Origin of the sequence: Bacillus sp. V33-4, assembly GCF_002860225.1 — a bacterium.
Classification (GTDB): domain Bacteria; phylum Bacillota; class Bacilli; order Bacillales; family Cytobacillaceae; genus Bacillus_BJ; species Bacillus_BJ canaveralius.
Genome location: NZ_PGVC01000045.1, coordinates 39095 through 56878, shown reverse-complemented (window position 1 = coordinate 56878; position 17784 = coordinate 39095). Strand labels below are relative to the sequence as shown.

The 17784-nt window shown below is 36.9% G+C and carries 17 protein-coding genes; all 17 read left to right on the top strand.

Going from position 1 to position 17784, the window contains the following annotated elements; genetic code table 11:
• Positions 1 to 19: 19 nt before the first annotated feature.
• The 17 genes from CVD23_RS16625 (at position 20) to CVD23_RS16545 (ending at position 17547) form a co-directional block, all read left to right on the top strand.
• The gene (locus tag CVD23_RS16625) at positions 20 to 571 is read left to right on the top strand and encodes a DUF6470 family protein (protein ID WP_101577181.1); all 552 of its coding nucleotides are present in this window, start codon (positions 20 to 22) and stop codon (positions 569 to 571) included.
• Between the two features lie 18 nt (positions 572 to 589).
• A complete protein-coding gene (gene fliW / locus CVD23_RS16620; RefSeq protein ID WP_101577182.1) occupies positions 590 to 1033 on the top strand; it encodes a flagellar assembly protein FliW in 444 nt (147 codons plus the stop codon).
• Positions 1034 to 1035: 2 nt separating this feature from the next.
• On the top strand, positions 1036 to 1245 hold the full coding sequence (gene csrA / locus CVD23_RS16615; RefSeq protein WP_101577183.1) for a carbon storage regulator CsrA: 210 nt from the start codon (positions 1036 to 1038) through the stop codon (positions 1243 to 1245).
• A 138-nt stretch (positions 1246 to 1383) separates the two neighbouring features.
• Entirely contained in the window at positions 1384 to 2202 is an 819-nt protein-coding gene (locus CVD23_RS16610) for a flagellin N-terminal helical domain-containing protein (RefSeq protein WP_101577184.1), read from the top strand.
• A 132-nt stretch (positions 2203 to 2334) separates the two neighbouring features.
• Positions 2335 to 4224 carry a tetratricopeptide repeat-containing glycosyltransferase family 2 protein gene (locus tag CVD23_RS16605; RefSeq protein ID WP_101666616.1) on the top strand — a complete coding sequence of 630 codons (1890 nt, stop codon included), beginning with the start codon at positions 2335 to 2337 and terminating at the stop codon, positions 4222 to 4224.
• A gap of 11 nt (positions 4225 to 4235) precedes the next feature.
• Positions 4236 to 6317 (top strand): glycosyltransferase, encoded by a 2082-nt coding sequence (locus CVD23_RS16600; protein WP_101577186.1) that lies wholly within the window; start codon positions 4236 to 4238, stop codon positions 6315 to 6317.
• Positions 6314 to 9514 carry a glycosyltransferase gene (locus CVD23_RS16595; protein ID WP_180955696.1) on the top strand — a complete coding sequence of 1067 codons (3201 nt, stop codon included), beginning with the start codon at positions 6314 to 6316 and terminating at the stop codon, positions 9512 to 9514. The genes CVD23_RS16600 and CVD23_RS16595 overlap by 4 nt, the downstream gene beginning before the upstream one ends.
• A gap of 112 nt (positions 9515 to 9626) precedes the next feature.
• On the top strand, positions 9627 to 10190 hold the full coding sequence (locus tag CVD23_RS16590) for an acyltransferase (protein ID WP_101577188.1): 564 nt from the start codon (positions 9627 to 9629) through the stop codon (positions 10188 to 10190).
• A gap of 201 nt (positions 10191 to 10391) precedes the next feature.
• Positions 10392 to 11504, top strand: a complete 1113-nt coding sequence (locus CVD23_RS16585) for an aminotransferase class I/II-fold pyridoxal phosphate-dependent enzyme (protein ID WP_101577189.1) — start codon at positions 10392 to 10394, stop codon at positions 11502 to 11504.
• Positions 11505 to 11636: 132 nt separating this feature from the next.
• On the top strand, positions 11637 to 12005 hold the full coding sequence (gene flaG, locus CVD23_RS16580) for a flagellar protein FlaG (RefSeq protein ID WP_101577190.1): 369 nt from the start codon (positions 11637 to 11639) through the stop codon (positions 12003 to 12005).
• A 16-nt stretch (positions 12006 to 12021) separates the two neighbouring features.
• Entirely contained in the window at positions 12022 to 13551 is a 1530-nt protein-coding gene (fliD, locus tag CVD23_RS16575; RefSeq protein WP_101666615.1) for a flagellar filament capping protein FliD, read from the top strand.
• A 29-nt stretch (positions 13552 to 13580) separates the two neighbouring features.
• Positions 13581 to 13979, top strand: a complete 399-nt coding sequence (gene fliS, locus CVD23_RS16570; protein ID WP_101666614.1) for a flagellar export chaperone FliS — start codon at positions 13581 to 13583, stop codon at positions 13977 to 13979.
• Positions 13979 to 14332, top strand: a complete 354-nt coding sequence (locus tag CVD23_RS16565; RefSeq protein ID WP_101577193.1) for a hypothetical protein — start codon at positions 13979 to 13981, stop codon at positions 14330 to 14332. Before fliS ends, CVD23_RS16565 begins: the two co-directional genes overlap by 1 nt.
• A 274-nt stretch (positions 14333 to 14606) precedes the next feature.
• On the top strand, positions 14607 to 15158 hold the full coding sequence (hpf, locus tag CVD23_RS16560; protein ID WP_101577194.1) for a ribosome hibernation-promoting factor, HPF/YfiA family: 552 nt from the start codon (positions 14607 to 14609) through the stop codon (positions 15156 to 15158).
• 272 nt (positions 15159 to 15430) lie between these two features.
• Entirely contained in the window at positions 15431 to 16006 is a 576-nt protein-coding gene (locus CVD23_RS16555; protein WP_101666613.1) for a chromate transporter, read from the top strand.
• Positions 16003 to 16533 carry a chromate transporter gene (locus CVD23_RS16550; protein WP_101666612.1) on the top strand — a complete coding sequence of 177 codons (531 nt, stop codon included), beginning with the start codon at positions 16003 to 16005 and terminating at the stop codon, positions 16531 to 16533. Before CVD23_RS16555 ends, CVD23_RS16550 begins: the two co-directional genes overlap by 4 nt.
• A gap of 168 nt (positions 16534 to 16701) precedes the next feature.
• Positions 16702 to 17547 carry a DUF1028 domain-containing protein gene (locus CVD23_RS16545; protein ID WP_101666611.1) on the top strand — a complete coding sequence of 282 codons (846 nt, stop codon included), beginning with the start codon at positions 16702 to 16704 and terminating at the stop codon, positions 17545 to 17547.
• Positions 17548 to 17784: the final 237 nt, after the last annotated feature.

Below are 17784 nucleotides of genomic sequence, written 5' to 3'. Positions count from 1 at the left end.
CTTTGTAGGGGGAGAAACCGTGCGAGTACCGCAAATCCAGATTGAATCGCAAGCAGGGAGGGTAGGGTTAAATACTCAAAAGCCGACCCAAAGAATAGATCAACCCCCTGCTGATATGATAATTGAACAACCGCCTGCTGAGTTGTTTATTAATCGTCAACCTTCTAGATTAACAATAGATCAAACTTTGGCACGCGAGAATCTTGATCTGAAATCGTATAGGAGAAGAACTCAAGATAATGCGATGTTAGGTGTACAAGGAATAAAGAACTATGTCCAAAAAACCGTGCGTGACGGAAATGAACTTATGAGGATAGAAAATGGCGGAGATCCAATAGCCGCCCAAGCGAAACGAGCATTAATTGATGAAACTACATTTAGTACGGGTGATACACCAGCGCAATTCAGTGTGAAGGTAGAATACACCCCAGCTAAGGTTCATGTAGAATGGGAGCGTCATGAGCCGGTTATGGAAGTCCAAATAAACAAACCGGTTCACGCATATATACCTGGTGCTACTGATGTATATATGCGGCAAAACCCATCGTTAAAGATAGATTTTACAATATAAAGAAATGTGGTGAGATAAGTGAAAGTGAAAACACGTTATCTTGGGGAACTGGAAGTGGATAAAGATGATGTTATTACTTTTCCTAACGGAGTCCCCGGTTTTCCTGATGACAAGGGCTATATTCTCATTCCTTTGGAAGAAAAGTCGCCATTCAGTCTCCTTCAATCTGTCCAGACAGAGCAATTAGGATTTGTAATAGCTGATCCATTTTCCTTCTATAAAGATTATGAATTTGATCTTCCGGACTCGTTTGTCACTCAGTTTAAGATCGATGATAAAACTGACATCAATATTTTTTCGATTGTAACTGTAGAGCAGTCGATAGAAACGTCGACTCTCAATCTTCAGGCACCTATTATTATTAATGATAGGACGAGACAAGGTAAACAAGTAATACTGGATTCGGAGAAATATCATACAAAGCATCCTCTGAAAAATAAACAAGCAGGACAGGAGGGTTAGGCATGCTTGTCCTCTCGCGAAAAAAGAACGAAAGCTTAGTGATTGGTGAAAATATTGAAATAAAAATCCTCGAGATAAACGGCGATCAAATTAAAATTGGGATCAAAGCACCGAAAGAAATTGACATTCTGCGCAAGGAAATAGTAATTAAAACTGAAAAAGAAAACTCTACAGCACTTAAAAGCAATTTCGATATAAATAAATTTTTATAAAAAATCAAAAACTATTAAATAATTGCCGATTTATGTCGATATATTAACTAGTTACATAGTAAACAGTCGGCCGGCTAAATTCTATGTCAAATAAACCACATGGATGTGGACATTTCAAACTCAAGGAGGAAATACAAAATGAGAATTAATCACAATATCTCAGCGATGAACACTCATCGTCAATTGACTTTCAACAACAGCAACGCTGCTAAATCCATGGAGAAATTATCTTCTGGATACCGTATCAACCGTGGAGCTGACGATGCTGCCGGTCTTGCAATCTCTGAAAAAATGCGTAACCAAATCCGTGGATTAGACCAAGCATCTAAAAACTCACAAGATGCAATCTCTTTAATCCAAACAGCTGAAGGTGCATTGAACGAAACTCACTCAATGTTACAGCGTATGGCTGAATTGACAACACAAGCTGCTAACGAAACTATTACAAAATCTGATGCTGATAAAATTCAAGCTGAGATTACACAATTGACAAACCAAATCGACAGCATCGCTGGCCAAACTAAGTTTAATACTAAAGCATTATTGAACAGTGATTCAGCCATACTTACTTTCCAAGTAGGTGCTAATGGTGCAGAGACAATCTCTCTAAGCCTGAAAGATGCTACTGCAACTGGTCTTGGAGTTAATACTCTTACTGCATTAGATGGTACAAACGCCGTTGCTAGTGCAAACTTGATCAAAATTCAAGATGCCATCAATGAAGTTTCTGAAGCTCGTTCAAACTTCGGTTCAGTTCAAAACCGTTTAGAGCATACAATCAACAACCTAGGTACAACTTCTGAGAACCTGCAAGCTGCAGAATCTCGTATCCGTGACGTAGATATGGCTCAAGAAATGATGAACATGACTAAGAACAACATTCTGACTCAAGCTGCTCAAGCTATGCTTGCTCAAGCTAACCAACAACCACAAGGTGTTCTTCAGTTACTAGGGTAATACGAGTTAAAAAACCTCCGTTCAATTTGAACGGAGGTTTTTTTATTACCATAATAAACCTGTGAAACAGAAGGTGTTATATGATTAAGATAATGAATTTTTTGTCGATAAAAAGAGTATGAAATAAAAGTGATGGGTGATAAGATGCGAACTATTTCTCTATGCATAATAGTTAAAGATGAAGAACGTTTTCTTGAACGCTGCTTAAACAGCGTCGCAAAACATATAAATGAAGTCATACTCGTTGATACGGGCTCTACTGATAGAACACTTGAAATAGCGGAGAATTATAATGCTAAGATTTCTCACTATGAGTGGATAAATGATTTTGCGGCAGCACGTAATAACAGCATTAAACAGGCTACAAGCGATTATATCCTCGTTCTTGATGCAGATGAATATTTGGATGAAGATACCGATCTCCAGACGGTGTTAATTACAGAAAAGGATCATTATACAATCCGTATTAAAAACTACCTATCCAGTGGAGGAGCTATTTTCCATCCGGCTGTTCGGTTATTTAAAAATCATCGTGGACTACAATATCAAGGACGAATCCATGAGCATTTGAATGTGGAAGATAAAAGTCTTGGTTTATCTCATGAGTTCGCAGATGTACTCATACATCATGACGGTTATAAAGATGAGGTGGTCCAGGAGAAGGAGAAGCATAAAAGAAATATTGCAATCTTACTTGAAGAGGTGGAGAAAAATCCATCTGGGTATAATTTATATAATTTAGGAACTCAATATAGGGCAAATCATCAGGATGAAGAGGCAATTACTTATTATAAGAGAGCTTTTGAGCTTTCAAAAGACCGTTTATATATCCAAAGCTTGCTTTATAATATGATCGACTCAATAAGAAGGCTGGGCAGACATGACGAAGCTTCAAATGTGGTCAATGCTGCAATTGAAAGCTTTCCAAACCATACAGATTTTCACTTTTTAAAAGGCAGAATTTTTGAAGAGCTTGATTTCAACAATGATGCTGTTCAAGCGTATGAACATTGTATTCGTTTAGGTGAAGTTGAATTATTTCAAACGTTGGAAGGGGTGGGCAGTTTTCTTGCTTATGTGCGTCTAGGAGCTATAGCGGTGGAAAAGGGACAGTATGTACTTGCATTTGAAATGGCTTTAAAAGCTCTTGAGAGTAACAAATACCATATGCCTGCTTTACGCTTATATCTTGAAATGATGAAGAAAACAAATATACCTCTAAAAACGATGGAGGAGCATCTTAGAAACATCTTTTCAGTGGCAAACGTGACTGATCTTAAACATTTAATAGTAGTACTAACAGTTATCAAAAGCCCATTGCTCCAGCAATATATTGATTTATATAAATTAAAACTAGATCCAAGCGTTTCTATGATAGCAAGGTTATATAACCGGCAGTATGCAGAAGCAGTAGAAATAGCTACTAAGATGGATGATATTAAAGAAAGTGAAACCAATGACCTTTTTTTATTGGCATACATATCCAATTCAGAAGATTTAGCAGGAGCCGCCAGGAAGCCATTAAATTTTAGTATTAAAGAATGGAAGCAATTAAAAAGCTTTTTGCAAAGCAAACCCGAGGATCTTGGCAATATTTCTGAACCGGTCGCAAATATCATCGTTTTTATCGCGGAACAGCTTCTGAACTTACAAGAAGAAGATCTTTTCAATCAGTGCATCAGCACAATTCAACAAGGTCCTGCAACGTTAACAATAAAATTTTGCCATATGCTTATCGAAAATAGATATTCAAACATCGCAATGGATTTGTTATTGGCAGAATATGATAAAAATAAACAGAATATAGAATGGTTAGAGTTACTTGGCGATGCTTGCACACAAGAAAATCAGGATAAAGATGCTCTTTCTGTTTACAATCGTGCATTGCAGTTAAAACCTGAATATCGAATATATGAGAAAGTGTATGAAATTTATATAAAATTAAATGAGCACAAAGAAGCTGGATTAATAAAAAATGAAATAGCAAAGCTTTTTCCTTTTGTGGAATGGGCTAAAGCATAGAGGAAAATGACATGAAAACTAGTATAATCATCCTTACTCACAATCAAATAGAGTATACACAGCATTGCATTAAGAGCATTAGAAACTATACCTCAAACCTGGATTATGAAGTTATTGTTATTGACAACCAGTCAACTGATGGAACCGTAGACTGGCTGAAACAACAAACGGACTTAATAGTTCATTATAATTTAGAGAATGTTGGATTCCCAAAAGGATGTAACCAAGGAATAAATATGGCGAGCGGAGAAAATATCCTTTTGCTAAATAATGATGTAATTGTAACAGAGAACTGGTTAGACAATCTCCTGGCCGCTTTATATAGTGACGAAAAGATCGGGGCTGTTGGTCCTGTAACCAATTCAGCGGCCTATTATACTTCAATTCCAGTAACGTATACAACTATCGACGAAATGCACATATTTTCTAAAGGCTTTAATGTTAGCAATCCAAATCTGTGGGAAGAACGCTTAAAATTAATTGGCTTTTGCCTATTATTTAAGAGGACAGCCTTAGACGAAGTTGGAGTTTTGGATGAACGATTTACACCGGGGAACTTTGAAGATGACGATATCTCTATTAGATTGAGAAAAAGTGGATATACTCTTTTATTGTGTCAGGATACTTTTATCCACCATTACGGGAGTGTGTCCTGGAAGGAGAACCTTAACAATTATTCTTCCATACTTTCAACAAATGAACAGCTTTTTATGAACAAATGGGGAACAAATTCATCGTCATATTTAATCGATCTGGATCTAATTGAAGCCATTAATGTAACTACAAATGAGCCATTAAATGTTTTACATATTGGCTGCAGAAGCGGTGGGACACTGCTGAAAATAAAAAATTCATATAAAAGTGCTAATCTGTATGGTATTGAAAAATCTATTTTTGAAGCCAATGAGGCTAAGCTCGTTGCTAAAGTGAATGTTGATGAGCCGTCGAATGCTTTAAGTGAGTATCCAGATAATTTTTTTGATGTCATCCTAATGTCTGACTCGGAGAAATTTGAAGAAATAGAAGTTTTAGTTCCGGACATCAAGAAAAAGTTAAAAGATAATGGTGTCTATATTACCAAGTTGAGTAACATTAGTTTTTATCCAAATATCAAAAATATTTTATCCGGAGGTAAACCGTTATACGGCAATCGTTTCTTTTCTTATCAAGAAGTATTTGATTTATTCAGCGATGAAGAAGCTGACTTTGATATCACTTTATTAAAATCGGAACTAAATGAACGTGCAAGAACAGAGATAAAGGTTTATTCAGAATTTGGGGATGCCAATACGCAAATTCTTATGGAAACAGCCCAGTTTCTTGTCAGAGTAAAGACACAAAATCATGTTAAGCAACTTATCAAAGATATTTTCGAAGGCTATGCTACAGAAGCTAATCTGCAGGTAATAAATTCAAAAAGTGTAGAAGAGCTCATCAATAGTTTTGATGATAATGAGAATACGGTGAATTTCTTAAATCTGTTAGCAATTAAGAATTTAGAATTGCAGAAATATGAATTTGTACTTCCTTACTTAAATGCCGCCCATCATATTGATAAGAATGACGCAGATACAATTTATAACTTGGCCTACGTTTTAAACCTTTTTGGGGACAACAGGAAAGCGATGGAGTATCTTGAGAAATTGACTAACATGGATGAGGAAATCCAATCGCTGTATCAAGTATTATATGAAAAAACCGCTGGCTTAAAGAACATTGTTCGTAGAATAGAGTTTTCAATCGAAGTAGATGAATCGGTACAGGAAGTATTAATTTCGATCCGTGATGGGAAAATTTCTGAAGATGATCTTATGAATGTAATAAATAATGACATTATCAATAAACAATCAGTATTAAATATCTTGGCTGTTTCCTTCTATAAAGAAAAGAATATCGAATTATGTCTTTCGTTACTGGAAAAATCATATAAGTTAGACCCGAAAGATGAGGATACTTTGTTTAATTTAGGGCACATCTTGTGGACATTAAAAGAAAACAGGCTGGCTTTACATTATTTTAGTCAAATAGAAAACCGTGATTTAGAAATTGCCAGTGCTATTGAGGATATTCAAAAGGAGTTACAAACCACATGAACAACAATAAGGTTTGCTTTATTTATTGTGTTAACAATCAATCATTGCTTGAAGAGTCGCTTAAGTATATATACTCCTTGGACATCCCTGAAGGATTTGAAATAGATGTCATTACAATAGAGGATTCACCGGCAATGGCAGCAGGATATAATCGAGCCATGCAAGATTCTGATGCTAAATATAAAGTGTACCTTCATCAGGATGTGATAATTGTAAACCAAAACTTGATAACGGATATTATCAAATTGTTTACTGCTAATCCTAAGTTAGGAATGCTGGGCGTTGCAGGCAGTAAGTATATACCTGGCAATGGCATATGGTGGGAGAGTAAATTTACATATGGAAAAGTTTATGATAGCCATAGCGGTAATATGGAATTGCTTCAATTTAATGAAGTTACAAAAGATTATCAATCTGTTCATGCGTTAGATGGGTTAATTTTAATAACCCAGTTTGATATTCCTTGGAGGGAAGATTTGTTTGGTGGATGGCATTTTTATGATCTATCACAATGTATGGAGTTTATTAAACAAGGTTACGAAGTAGGAATACCTCCACAAGACCGTCCGTGGTGTCTACATGATTGTGGAATCGTTAATACTGAAAACGGCTTTGATTTATACGCAAATATTTATCTAAATGAGTATAAAAATGAGATCAAGGAAACGTATCCACTGGTTAGTATCTTAATCCCTACTTATAATCGACCAGAATTTTTTGAACAGGCTATAATAAGCGCAATAAAGCAATCATATCTGAATATAGAAATTATTGTATGTGATGACAGTACGAATGATGATACTAAAGAAATTGTAGATAAATATGTAAAAGAATACGAACACATCACTTATATAAAAAATCAGCAAAATCTAGGCCAATTTGAAAACGATTTAAAATTGATGAGTCTTGCAAAAGGGGAATACATAAATTTCCTAATGGATGATGACTTATTTCATCCAGAAAAAATAAAAAAAATGATGAGATATTTTTTACAAGATTCCGAGGTGAATATAGTAACCTCTCACCGACAAATAATTAATGAAAATGGAAAATTTGCAAACGATATAAAGAGCACCCAACGATTATTTAAAGAAGACCAAATTTTAGATGGCCTTGAATTTGGTAGTTTTATTTTAAAAGAACTAAGCAATTTTATAGGCGAACCCACTACAGTCCTATTTAAGAAGTCAAAACTTCTTGAGCCATTTGGAACTTATGGTGGAAGAAGATATTTATGTAATGTAGATTTGGCTTCTTGGTTCAATTTATTAGAAACTGGAAAAGTAGTTTATATTAATGAGACATTAAGTTATTTTAGAATTCACTCAGGTCAACAGCAGCAAAATTTTGACATGTATATAAACGGATTGCTGGATTATATCCATCAAATTCTTATTGCAAAGGAGAGGGGGTTTCTTAAAACAGATGAGGATTACTCACTCTCGTTAGAAAAATGCATAAATTACGCGGACAACATCATGACTGACCAAATAATAACTGAATATACGGGAGATAGACTACCTGAGGTACAGAGTTACCTTGACTATATGAAACTGCAGTTTAAAGAATTAAAACAAAAAAAGAAAAAAGAATCTCCGTTAGTTAGTATATTAATTCCCGCCTACAATCGGCCTGAATTGCTTGAAATCGCCTTGAAAAGCGTATTAGATCAAACTTACCCAAACATAGAGATTATCATAAGTGATGATAGCACGAATGATGAAGTCAAAGACATGTTAGCACCTTATTTACAAAGACATAATCATATAAAATATAAAAAAAATGAAATACCAATGGTAGAGAAAAACTTCTCACAATGTGTAAAAATGGCTTCGGGTGAATTTATTAATTATCTGATGGATGATGATGTATTTCATCCTAAGAAAATCGAAATAATGGCGCAATATTTAATCGAAAATCAAAATATTTCACTAGTCACTTCCCATAGACAATTAATTGATGAACAAGGTCACTTTCTACCGGATAAAACTGAAACAAAAGTTTTATTTAAAAATACTACGATATTACCAGGTAGAACTTTGGGTGATTTTTGCTTGAAAAATATGTGTAATTTCATTGGTGAACCTACAACTGTTCTGTTCCGAAGAAAAGATATTGCTAATGATTTCGGTATTTTTGAAAACAAACAATATTCTGTCATAAATGACTTAGCAACTTGGATATCATTATTGGCAAAAGGGGATGCAGTATACATTCCCGAGTCTTTAAGTTATTTTAGACAACACTCTGGGCAAAACCAAGAATCGATGAGATTTCTTAAAGATGCCATTCCACAGTGGCTTAGTTTATTAATTGATTCGAGAAAAAGCGGGTTCTTAAATAATGAAATAGAGTATAAGAAATCTTTGGTTAAGTATATTGATATTATTAAACATGTAATTTCACACGGTCATCGACAGCAAAAATTAGAGCTTTTAGATACCGAAGATATCAATGCGTCCTTGTCTCTATTTTTAAAAGAGCTTACATGCAATGATTCGCATTTCTGTCCATACTGTAAGCAGCGATTTCAAAGTTTTATCCCATGGTCAGATGATTATGATTTTGAAAACTATGATTGGGAAATGTGGAATAAGCGAACCGCTATTTGTCCTAATTGTCATTCGTTGGATAGAGAGAGGTTATATAAAATTTTTATTGAGAAAGAAACCAATATCAATAGTAAGGATCTTGCCGTCCTGCATATCGCACCAGAAAAAAATTTACGAGATTGGTTAAGTGCTAAACCCAATCTTGCCTACGTGGCAGGAGATCTTTTTCCAAGTGATAAAGATATGATCAAACTTGATATAACTGACATTGGCTATAATAATCAGCATTTCGATGTAGTTTTATGCAGTCACGTACTTGAACATGTACCAGATGATATGAAAGGCTTGAAGGAACTATACAGAGTGTTAAAAACAGGGGGGTGGGGGATTATTCAGGTTCCCATTGCCCTAAACATAAATATGACATTAGAAGATCCAACAATTACGACTCCAGAAGATAGAAAAAGAATCTTCGGCCAAGATGATCATGTACGAATATATTCAAAAAGTGATTTTGTAAATAGACTAAAACTAGTTGGATTTAGAGTTGAAGAATACAAACCGATTGAGTGTTTCGGAATAGATATAACAAGCGCAATAGGTTTATCTGAAAAAGATACTCTATACATCGTTTACAAGGCTTAGTTAATTTAACAGCTCTCGAAGCTTAGAGGGCTCGTAAAAGGTTACATTTAAAAGCCTTTCAAAAAATACGAGCCTATCATTATGTTTTAATAAAAATTTCATGGGGGGCTCTATATTGGGATTTTATTCTGAGGAAGAACTAAAAAAGATTGGCTTTAAACATATCGGTGTAAATGTCAAAATTAGTGATAAGAGCAGTATTTACTTTCCGGAAACTATTTCGATTGGCAATAATGTAAGAATAGACGATTTTTGTATATTGACAGGAGGAACGAGCGGAATAAATATTGGTTCATATATTCACATAGCAGCTTTTTCTGCTATATTTGGTAGTGGTGGAGGCGTCACGCTAAAAGATTTTTCCTGTTTATCTTCGAGAGTCACATTATATAGTTTATCAGATGATTACTCTGGCCACAGTTTGACCAATCCGACTGTACCAAAGGAATTTTTAGGTGTAGAAAAAGGACATATACTAATAGAAAAACATGTTGTTATAGGTACAAATTCAACAGTTTTACCGGGTGTTACAATAGGGGAAGGTAGCGCTATTGGTGCCCACAGTTTAGTTAAAGAGTCGTTGGATCCGTGGGGTATATATGCAGGAACACCGGTAAGAAAAATAAAAAACCGAAAAAAAGAAATACTTCGTTTAGAAAAAGAACTGAAGCAATGAATAACTGTCTATGTAAGGCAGGTTCTAAAATTATCGGAGATACTATTGGGCAGGTCGGCACAAGTAATATAAGTGAAAATACGATAATTTTCTTACTTCATATGATGTGTATTTTACAGGACAACAACTAAACATTAAAACTGGACTACATATGTAATCGTTGAAATTAAGTTTTTAACAATAATAATTGGAGTAAAAATAATGATTGAAATACCCTTTCTAAAACCGAAAGTTATACCTTATGAAAAATATGTAAACTATTTAAAATATATAGACGAAAGCAAAATCTACAGTAATTATGGACCGTTAAATAGAATGTTTGAAGACCGCATTTTATTAGAGTACTTCAATGGCATAGGTGCCGTTACAACAGTGAATAACGCTACAACGGGATTAATATTAGCAATAAATGAATTGAAAAGACCAAGAGGAAAGTATGCTTTAATGCCAAGTTTTACTTTTTCAGCAACACCCCTCGCTGCAATGTGGTGCGGGCTTGAACCATATTTTATAGATATAGATGAAAACACGTGGGAAATGGATAGAGATCACTTAAGTAGTGCTCTAAACAGGCTTGGAGATGAAGTTGCAATTGTCATTCCATATGCTACTTTCGGCAATAACATTGATCTTTCTTACTACAGTCTCATACACCAACAAGGAATCCCTGTAGTAATAGATGCAGCACCTGGTTTTGGGGCAAGTGATCAAGGGACACAATTTGGCCAGGATTTTTCCGGAGCTGTTGTATATAGCTTTCATGCTACAAAACCGTTTGGCATTGGAGAAGGTGGCTTGGTTTATAGTAGCGATGAAGAAATAATCCACAAAGTTAGGGCATCTGGCAATTTTGGATATTTAGGAACAAGAGAATCAAAAAGTATGGGACTAAACTCAAAACTTCCTGAATTATTTGCGGCTATTGGATTGGCGACATTGGATCATTTAAGTGAGAAAATAGCGAGTAGATTACGGGTTATTGAAAGCTACCAAAAAGAACTTGAAGCTCATAATTTAATAAGTTTAGGCTGGAAAACCCAACAAACAACCGGGCAAATTCCCCACCAATTTTTTTCGGTGTTATGCCCCGTGGGTGAATATAATGATTACTACATTAAAAAGCTGGGGGAGAAGAAAATTCAAGCATTAAAATATTTTTCCCCTGCTTGCCATGAACAAGAGCAGTTTATTAAATTTTTTCATTCAGATTTGACAATAACCGAAGGAATTTCTAAACGAATTCTTTCTTTGCCGTTCTGGGAGGGTATGGAGCAAGATACTATTTCACGGATTATTAAAACTCTAATTTCATAATTTACAAACGCGGAACAAAATGTAGTCGTTATGTCTATTTTTCACTGTGTTTATCAAACAAGCATATTAAAATTTAACATTCATTATTTTTATCCGATGTAATAAATAGATAATCATTAGGGGGATAAAAATATGGTCTCTGTCGATTCGATTTCACGATCAACAATAGGAGAAATAACTGTCGAACCAAAAAGTTCACTCCCAATGCTTCCGCAAGAGAAAGAATCTAACACCGTAGAACAGCAGCAGCTTGAGAACTTGAACGATAATAATATTAAAGAAGAAGAGTTAGATAAAGCTGTAAAAGATTTGAATAACTTTTTAGATACTTCACATACACATCTAAAATATGTTTTCCACGACAAGCTAGAGAGATATTATGTTACTTTAATTGACGACGAAACGAAAGAAACGGTAAAGGAAATCCCAGCTAAGAAATTATTAGATGTCTATGCTTCCATGAGAGAATATTTGGGCTTGTTTGTAGATGATAAAATTTAAGGGGAGGTTTTAATCTATGTTTACGAATCAAATGAGGATCACCGGGTTTGCGTCAGGCCTTGATACAACTTCAATAATTAGGGATTTGATGACTGCTGAAAGAGCACCGCTGGATAAGTTATTTCAACAAAAAGAATGGCTGCAATGGCAACGGGATGCTTATAGAGATGTAAATCTAGAGATTGCTACAGTTAGAAATAAAGCTGATAAATTAAGATTTTCCTCTGGCTTTAATGGTTTTAGTGCTTCTTCTTCAGATACTTCGAGGGCCTTAGTTGCTGCGAAAAGCAACGCTGTGGCCGGCTCATATGATCTCACTATTAATAGTTTGGCCGAGGTTGCAAAATTAAAAACAGGCAATGCTATAGTTAAAACTGATGGAACTGCTGCACAATCAACGGATAAGATACTTGCTGCTGGACAGACAGCTTCTTTCACACTTGAATCTTTAAATGGACAGGCTTCTATAACCATTACTGAAGAAGATACATACTCATCCTTGGCAAGCAAAATCAGTTCCGCAACTGATGCAACAACCGGTGTTTCATTAGGCCTGCGTGCCTCTTTTGATGCTACGACATCGCGATTTGTCCTATCTTCAAAGGAAATGGGTGGAGATCAAAAAATTGTTCTGACTGACACATCCGCAGCTGGTTCAACAAATATCGCGGCATTAATGACAAATGGTGGCGCAGCTGCGCAGTCAACGGGCGCAGCCACAGTGGAAACAAATGTTACAGGTGCATACGGAGAAATTGTATTTGATGGTACACTCATTCAGAATTTGAAATCAAACAAAGTCTCCGCGTACGGGGTCGACCTGACTCTTTTGAAAGCAGATCCTGCTAACTTAACTACTATATCTATTCAGTCAGATACTGAATCTATTTTTACAAATATAAAAGATTTTGTTGAAAATTATAATTCCTTAATTGATAGCTTTAATAGTAAGATAAAAGAGCCGAAGGACCGTGATTATCGACCTTTAACTGACGTGCAGAGGGAAGAATTATCAGAAAAAGAAGCAGAAAAATGGGATGAGAAAGCAAAGCAAGGCCTTCTTTATAATGACCAAATTTTACGTGAGACGTTAACTAAGTTAAGGGGAAGTATGTACACTCCGGTAGCAGGCATTCCAACTGGGCAACTAAGAATGCTGTCAGAATTAGGTATCAAATCTCCTTATATGTCGCTCGACGGAAAGCTTGAAATCGATGAAGCTAAATTAAGAGAGGCCATTGCCAACAAACCCGATGAGATTGAAGCGTTGTTTACAAGCGAAGATGGGATAGCTTCCAGAGTATATGATGAAGTGAATAAGGCGATTGATAAATTAAATAAAAAAGCTGGGAGGCCTCAAACAAGTGCTAACTTGGATGTTAGCACTATTGGCAAATCCATCGCTGGTATAAGTCAGCAAATGATATCCTGGGAAGACAAGCTTACTAGAATAGAAGAACGATACTGGAAACAATTTACAGCAATGGAGACTGCTTTGAGTAAGATGAACGAGCAAAGTAATTACATTACGGGCATGTTAGGTTAAATATATAAGTAGAAAGTCTGGGAGGATATATGTTGCAAAACCAGTATGAAAAGTATCAACAAAACGCTGTTTTGACTTCGTCACCGGGTGAATTAACGCTAATGCTATATAATGGCTGCCTCAAGTTTATTCATGTAGCTAAGAAGGCTATTGAAGACAAAGATATAGAGACAAAGCATATTAACATTTCTAAAGCACAAAATATAATCACAGAGTTAATCGTAACCTTAAATTTGGATTACTCTATAGCGAAAGAAATGAGAAGACTTTATGACTATATAAACCGCCGATTAATTGACGCTAATTTAAAAAATGATATCTCCATTCTAAATGAAGTGGAAGAGCTAGTTACTGACTTTAGAGATACTTGGAAAGAAGTCATCGCCATAAACAGAAAAAAGCAATTCAGAACTAGCGGACAAGCATAATGAACCAGATTCTTTCTTTGATTGAGCTGACTGATAAACTCGATACGATCCTCAAAGAAGTACCACAAGGTGATCAGAGAGAAATGGTGATCGAGGAAGTTACCAAAACATTAGACTTGAGAGAAGAACTTTTGCTTGGTATGAAGGAAATGATCTTTTCAGATGAAGAGAAAGAGCAGCTTAAGCAGATCAATGAAAAAAATAAAGCCATAATGATAAAGATCAGTCAATTGAAAAATATAATTCAGAATGATATTTTAACAGCTAAAAAAGGGAAAGGTGCCTTCAAAGGTTATCACCAGCTTTACCAACCTTCAACTCAAGACGGATACTATTTCGATAAGAAGAAATAATGACCCCATATGGGGTTTTTTCTTTGTATGTAGTGTGAACAATAATCGGGACTCGCAGTAAATTGTTAAACACAAATCAGTTCTTAAATTTCTCTGTTCAAACAATTTTTTTCGACAAAACTTTTCAAATTATTTCTCTGTTTTTGCAGGAGTTTTCTGGGGTAAAATAGAAATGTATTTACATAGCCTTAACATTTGTGAGGTGAGGTAAGAAGCAAGGATTGGATTCCGTTGCTAATACCGCAATTGGATAATAAAAAGGAGGAGTTCACTTATGAATTATAACATTCGTGGTGAAAACATTGAGGTAACTCCAGCAATTAAAGAGTATGTAGAGAAAAAAATTGCTAAGTTGGAACGCTATTTTGCTGAAACTCCTGATGCAAATGTTTATGTAAACTTAAAAACTTATAATGATGGAAGATCAAAAGTGGAAGTCACCATTCCGATGCCGAATTTAGTGCTGCGGGCGGAGGAAGATCATGATGATATGTATGCGGCAATCGATTTGATTACCGATAAATTGGAACGGCAAATTCGCAAGCACAAAACAAAGGTTAACCGCAAGTTTCGTGAAAAAGGCGACATTAACGAAATGTTTACAACTGTTGATGAGGCAGGTTCTCCGCAAGTTGAAGAGGATAACGATCTGGAAGTGGTCCGCCAAAAGAGCTTTGACCTGAAGCCAATGGACAGTGAAGAAGCCATTTTGCAAATGAACATGCTCGGCCACAGCTTTTACGTGTTTACAAACGCCGAAACAAACCTCACAAACGTCGTTTACAAACGAAAAGATGGCCGCTATGGCCTGATTGAAGCCCAATAACATGGTTGCTGAACGCAGTCCTGATTTTTCAGGGCTGTTTTTTATGATAGGTTTTTTATTTGACACAACATGGGGTTCTTATAAATAAGCGGCCCAAAAGGGCTTCCACATGAGAAAAGCCTGTTTATAAGCTTGTTCGAAATCATTTTTTCCAAAATGCTCTCATAAAATTTCGTGCTTCTAAATATTTTGTATTTTTCTTATAATTGAACTATGCGATAACGCATGGACAATTTGGACGTTATTCGTAAAAGGATGAAACGGGTGATTTAATGAAACAGCTTCATATTTTTTTAGCGTTTTTCCGAGTGGGGATTCTTGGCTACGGGGGTGGTCCCTCGTCGATCCCGCTCGTACATAAAGAGGTGGTTGAGAAATACAAATGGATGGATTCAGATGAGTTTGGTGATGTTCTTGCACTCGGCAACGCGCTCCCTGGCCCAATTGCCACGAAAATGGCCGGTTATATCGGTTACCGTGTTGGCGGCTACACCGGAATGCTCAATGCTCTTGTTGCGACAATGGTGCCGACGATTGTACTGATGATCCTGCTGCTCAATGTTCTGAATGCTTATAAAGATGAACCGTGGGTTACCGGCATGGCGGCAGCCGTTGTCCCCGTTGTAGCCGTGATGCTGGCAACATTAACATGGGACTTTTTTAATAAGTCCGGAAAGTCGGCTCTTGGCTGGGTCTGGACAGCTATTTTTGTCGTCGCGGGCCTGTTCTTAATTGAAATGCTCGGGGTCCATCCAGCGTTCATCATTTTGGCTCTCTTATTAGGAGCACTGTTTAAAAAGGATTCGGCTAAAAAGAATGAGGCAGAAAGGGAGAACAGTACATCATGATTTATTTTCAAATATTCCTGGCCTTTTTTTTACCCGGTATCCTTGGCTACGGCGGAGGGCCAGCTTCGATTCCGCTTATTGAAAATGAAGTGGTTGACCGGTATGAATGGTTGACGGTTAATGAATTCAGTGAAGTTCTGGCCTTGGGGAACTCATTGCCCGGACCGATTGCCACGAAAATGGCCGGCTATATTGGTTACGAACAGGGCGGGGTTCTTGGCGCTGTCGTTGGTGTCTTTGCTACGGTTGCCCCATCGCTTATTTTGATGATTTCCTTGCTCGGCTTGTTGATGAAATATAAGGAATCGCCAAGGGTCAAGCGGATGACAACCGTAATCCGGCCGGTCATTGCAGTTTTGCTCGGCGTTATGACGTATGATTTCCTGTTTTCTTCGTATGAAAGTGTTGGTGCTTTACAAACGATTGTGATCGGCACGATCAGCTTTCTTTTAATGGAAAAATTCAAGGTTCACCCTGCCTATGTCATTGCCGGAGCACTTGTGTATGGGGCGCTTGTATTGTCATAACTGCCTGCGCACGGTTAAATATTAAATACGCGGAGTTAAAAAATTTTATCAAGTTAGCACTCTAGAAAACTTTTAACTTGCTTGAAATAAGGGAATGGATTACTAACTCTTGCAATAATATGAAGAAGTAGTGCCAAATCCATAAACAGTTCAGGGAGGTTATCAATTTTGACATTTTCGATTATTGGTTATGATCCAGAAGAAAAAGAATGGGGAATCGCCGTTCAATCCAAGTTTCTCGCTGTCGGTGCAGTCGTACCGTGGGCTAAAGCCGGCGTAGGTGCAGTTGCGACCCAGGCTTTCGCCAATACAGCTTACGGGCCAAAAGCTTTGAACCTGATGGAGCAAGGGAAATCAGCAGAAGAAGCTCTTAAAATCATGACCGAGGAAGATCCGGACCGGGAGCAGCGCCAGATTGGAATCATCGATGGAAACGGCAATCCGGCCTCTTTTACCGGTGAGGGCTGTTACAATTGGGCTGGAGGAATCACCGGCCGGCATTTTACTGCCCAGGGAAATATCCTCGTCGATCAACGGACCGTCCAGGAAATGGCGATCATTTTTACGAAAACAAAAGGAAGCCTGGCAGAAAAGCTGCTTGCTGCCCTTCAGGCCGGCCAGCAAGCAGGTGGAGACAGCCGCGGCCAGCAGTCCGCAGCGCTTCTCGTTGTAAAAGAACAGGGAGGATATGGACGATTCAACGACCGGTATATTGACCTGCGGGTCGATGATCATCCCGAACCGATTAAAGAGCTGATTCGGATTTATGAGCTTCAGCAGCTGTATTTTTCTCCTTCAAGACCGGATAAAATTGTTCCGCTTGACGGAGAAATAAGAGATTCCGTTGAACAGGAGTTGACACGGCACGGTTATGCAAATTCAAACCCGTTAGTCGACGAAGACCTGTTCAGCGCCCTTACTAAGTACATCCGCACTGAAAATCTTGAGGCCCGTGAACAGGCGCAGGGGCACATCGATACAGATGTACTGGATTACATGAAAAGACAGAAATGATTTTAAGCAGCAGCTGCAGATGCAATGCGGCTGCTGTTTGCATATCGGTGTAAAACCTTTCAGAATTTCTTAGTATTTGGAAAAAGGCTCCTAGTTACGATAAGTTGTCACTACATAGCGAAAGTGGTAGTATTAATAAGGAATATATTAAAACGGTTGGAAGGATTCAGCGTAAAAAAAGCGAATCTTTTTTTAGTTGTCTTTTATGTTGTTATTTCATAAGTGAGGTAATTAAGG

What these genes read in the sequence shown, in the direction of transcription:
- csrA (WP_101577183.1), top strand. Translation starts at nt 1,036, where the DNA reads ATGCTTGTCCTCTCGCGAAAAAAGAACGAAAGCTTAGTGATTGGTGAA.
- CVD23_RS16610 (WP_101577184.1), top strand. Translation starts at nt 1,384, where the DNA reads ATGAGAATTAATCACAATATCTCAGCGATGAACACTCATCGTCAATTG.
- CVD23_RS16605 (WP_101666616.1), top strand. Translation starts at nt 2,335, where the DNA reads ATGGGTGATAAGATGCGAACTATTTCTCTATGCATAATAGTTAAAGAT.
- CVD23_RS16600 (WP_101577186.1), top strand. Translation starts at nt 4,236, where the DNA reads ATGAAAACTAGTATAATCATCCTTACTCACAATCAAATAGAGTATACA.
- CVD23_RS16595 (WP_180955696.1), top strand. Translation starts at nt 6,314, where the DNA reads ATGAACAACAATAAGGTTTGCTTTATTTATTGTGTTAACAATCAATCA.
- CVD23_RS16585 (WP_101577189.1), top strand. Translation starts at nt 10,392, where the DNA reads ATGATTGAAATACCCTTTCTAAAACCGAAAGTTATACCTTATGAAAAA.
- flaG (WP_101577190.1), top strand. Translation starts at nt 11,637, where the DNA reads ATGGTCTCTGTCGATTCGATTTCACGATCAACAATAGGAGAAATAACT.
- fliD (WP_101666615.1), top strand. Translation starts at nt 12,022, where the DNA reads ATGTTTACGAATCAAATGAGGATCACCGGGTTTGCGTCAGGCCTTGAT.
- fliS (WP_101666614.1), top strand. Translation starts at nt 13,581, where the DNA reads ATGTTGCAAAACCAGTATGAAAAGTATCAACAAAACGCTGTTTTGACT.
- CVD23_RS16565 (WP_101577193.1), top strand. Translation starts at nt 13,979, where the DNA reads ATGAACCAGATTCTTTCTTTGATTGAGCTGACTGATAAACTCGATACG.
- hpf (WP_101577194.1), top strand. Translation starts at nt 14,607, where the DNA reads ATGAATTATAACATTCGTGGTGAAAACATTGAGGTAACTCCAGCAATT.
- CVD23_RS16555 (WP_101666613.1), top strand. Translation starts at nt 15,431, where the DNA reads ATGAAACAGCTTCATATTTTTTTAGCGTTTTTCCGAGTGGGGATTCTT.
- CVD23_RS16550 (WP_101666612.1), top strand. Translation starts at nt 16,003, where the DNA reads ATGATTTATTTTCAAATATTCCTGGCCTTTTTTTTACCCGGTATCCTT.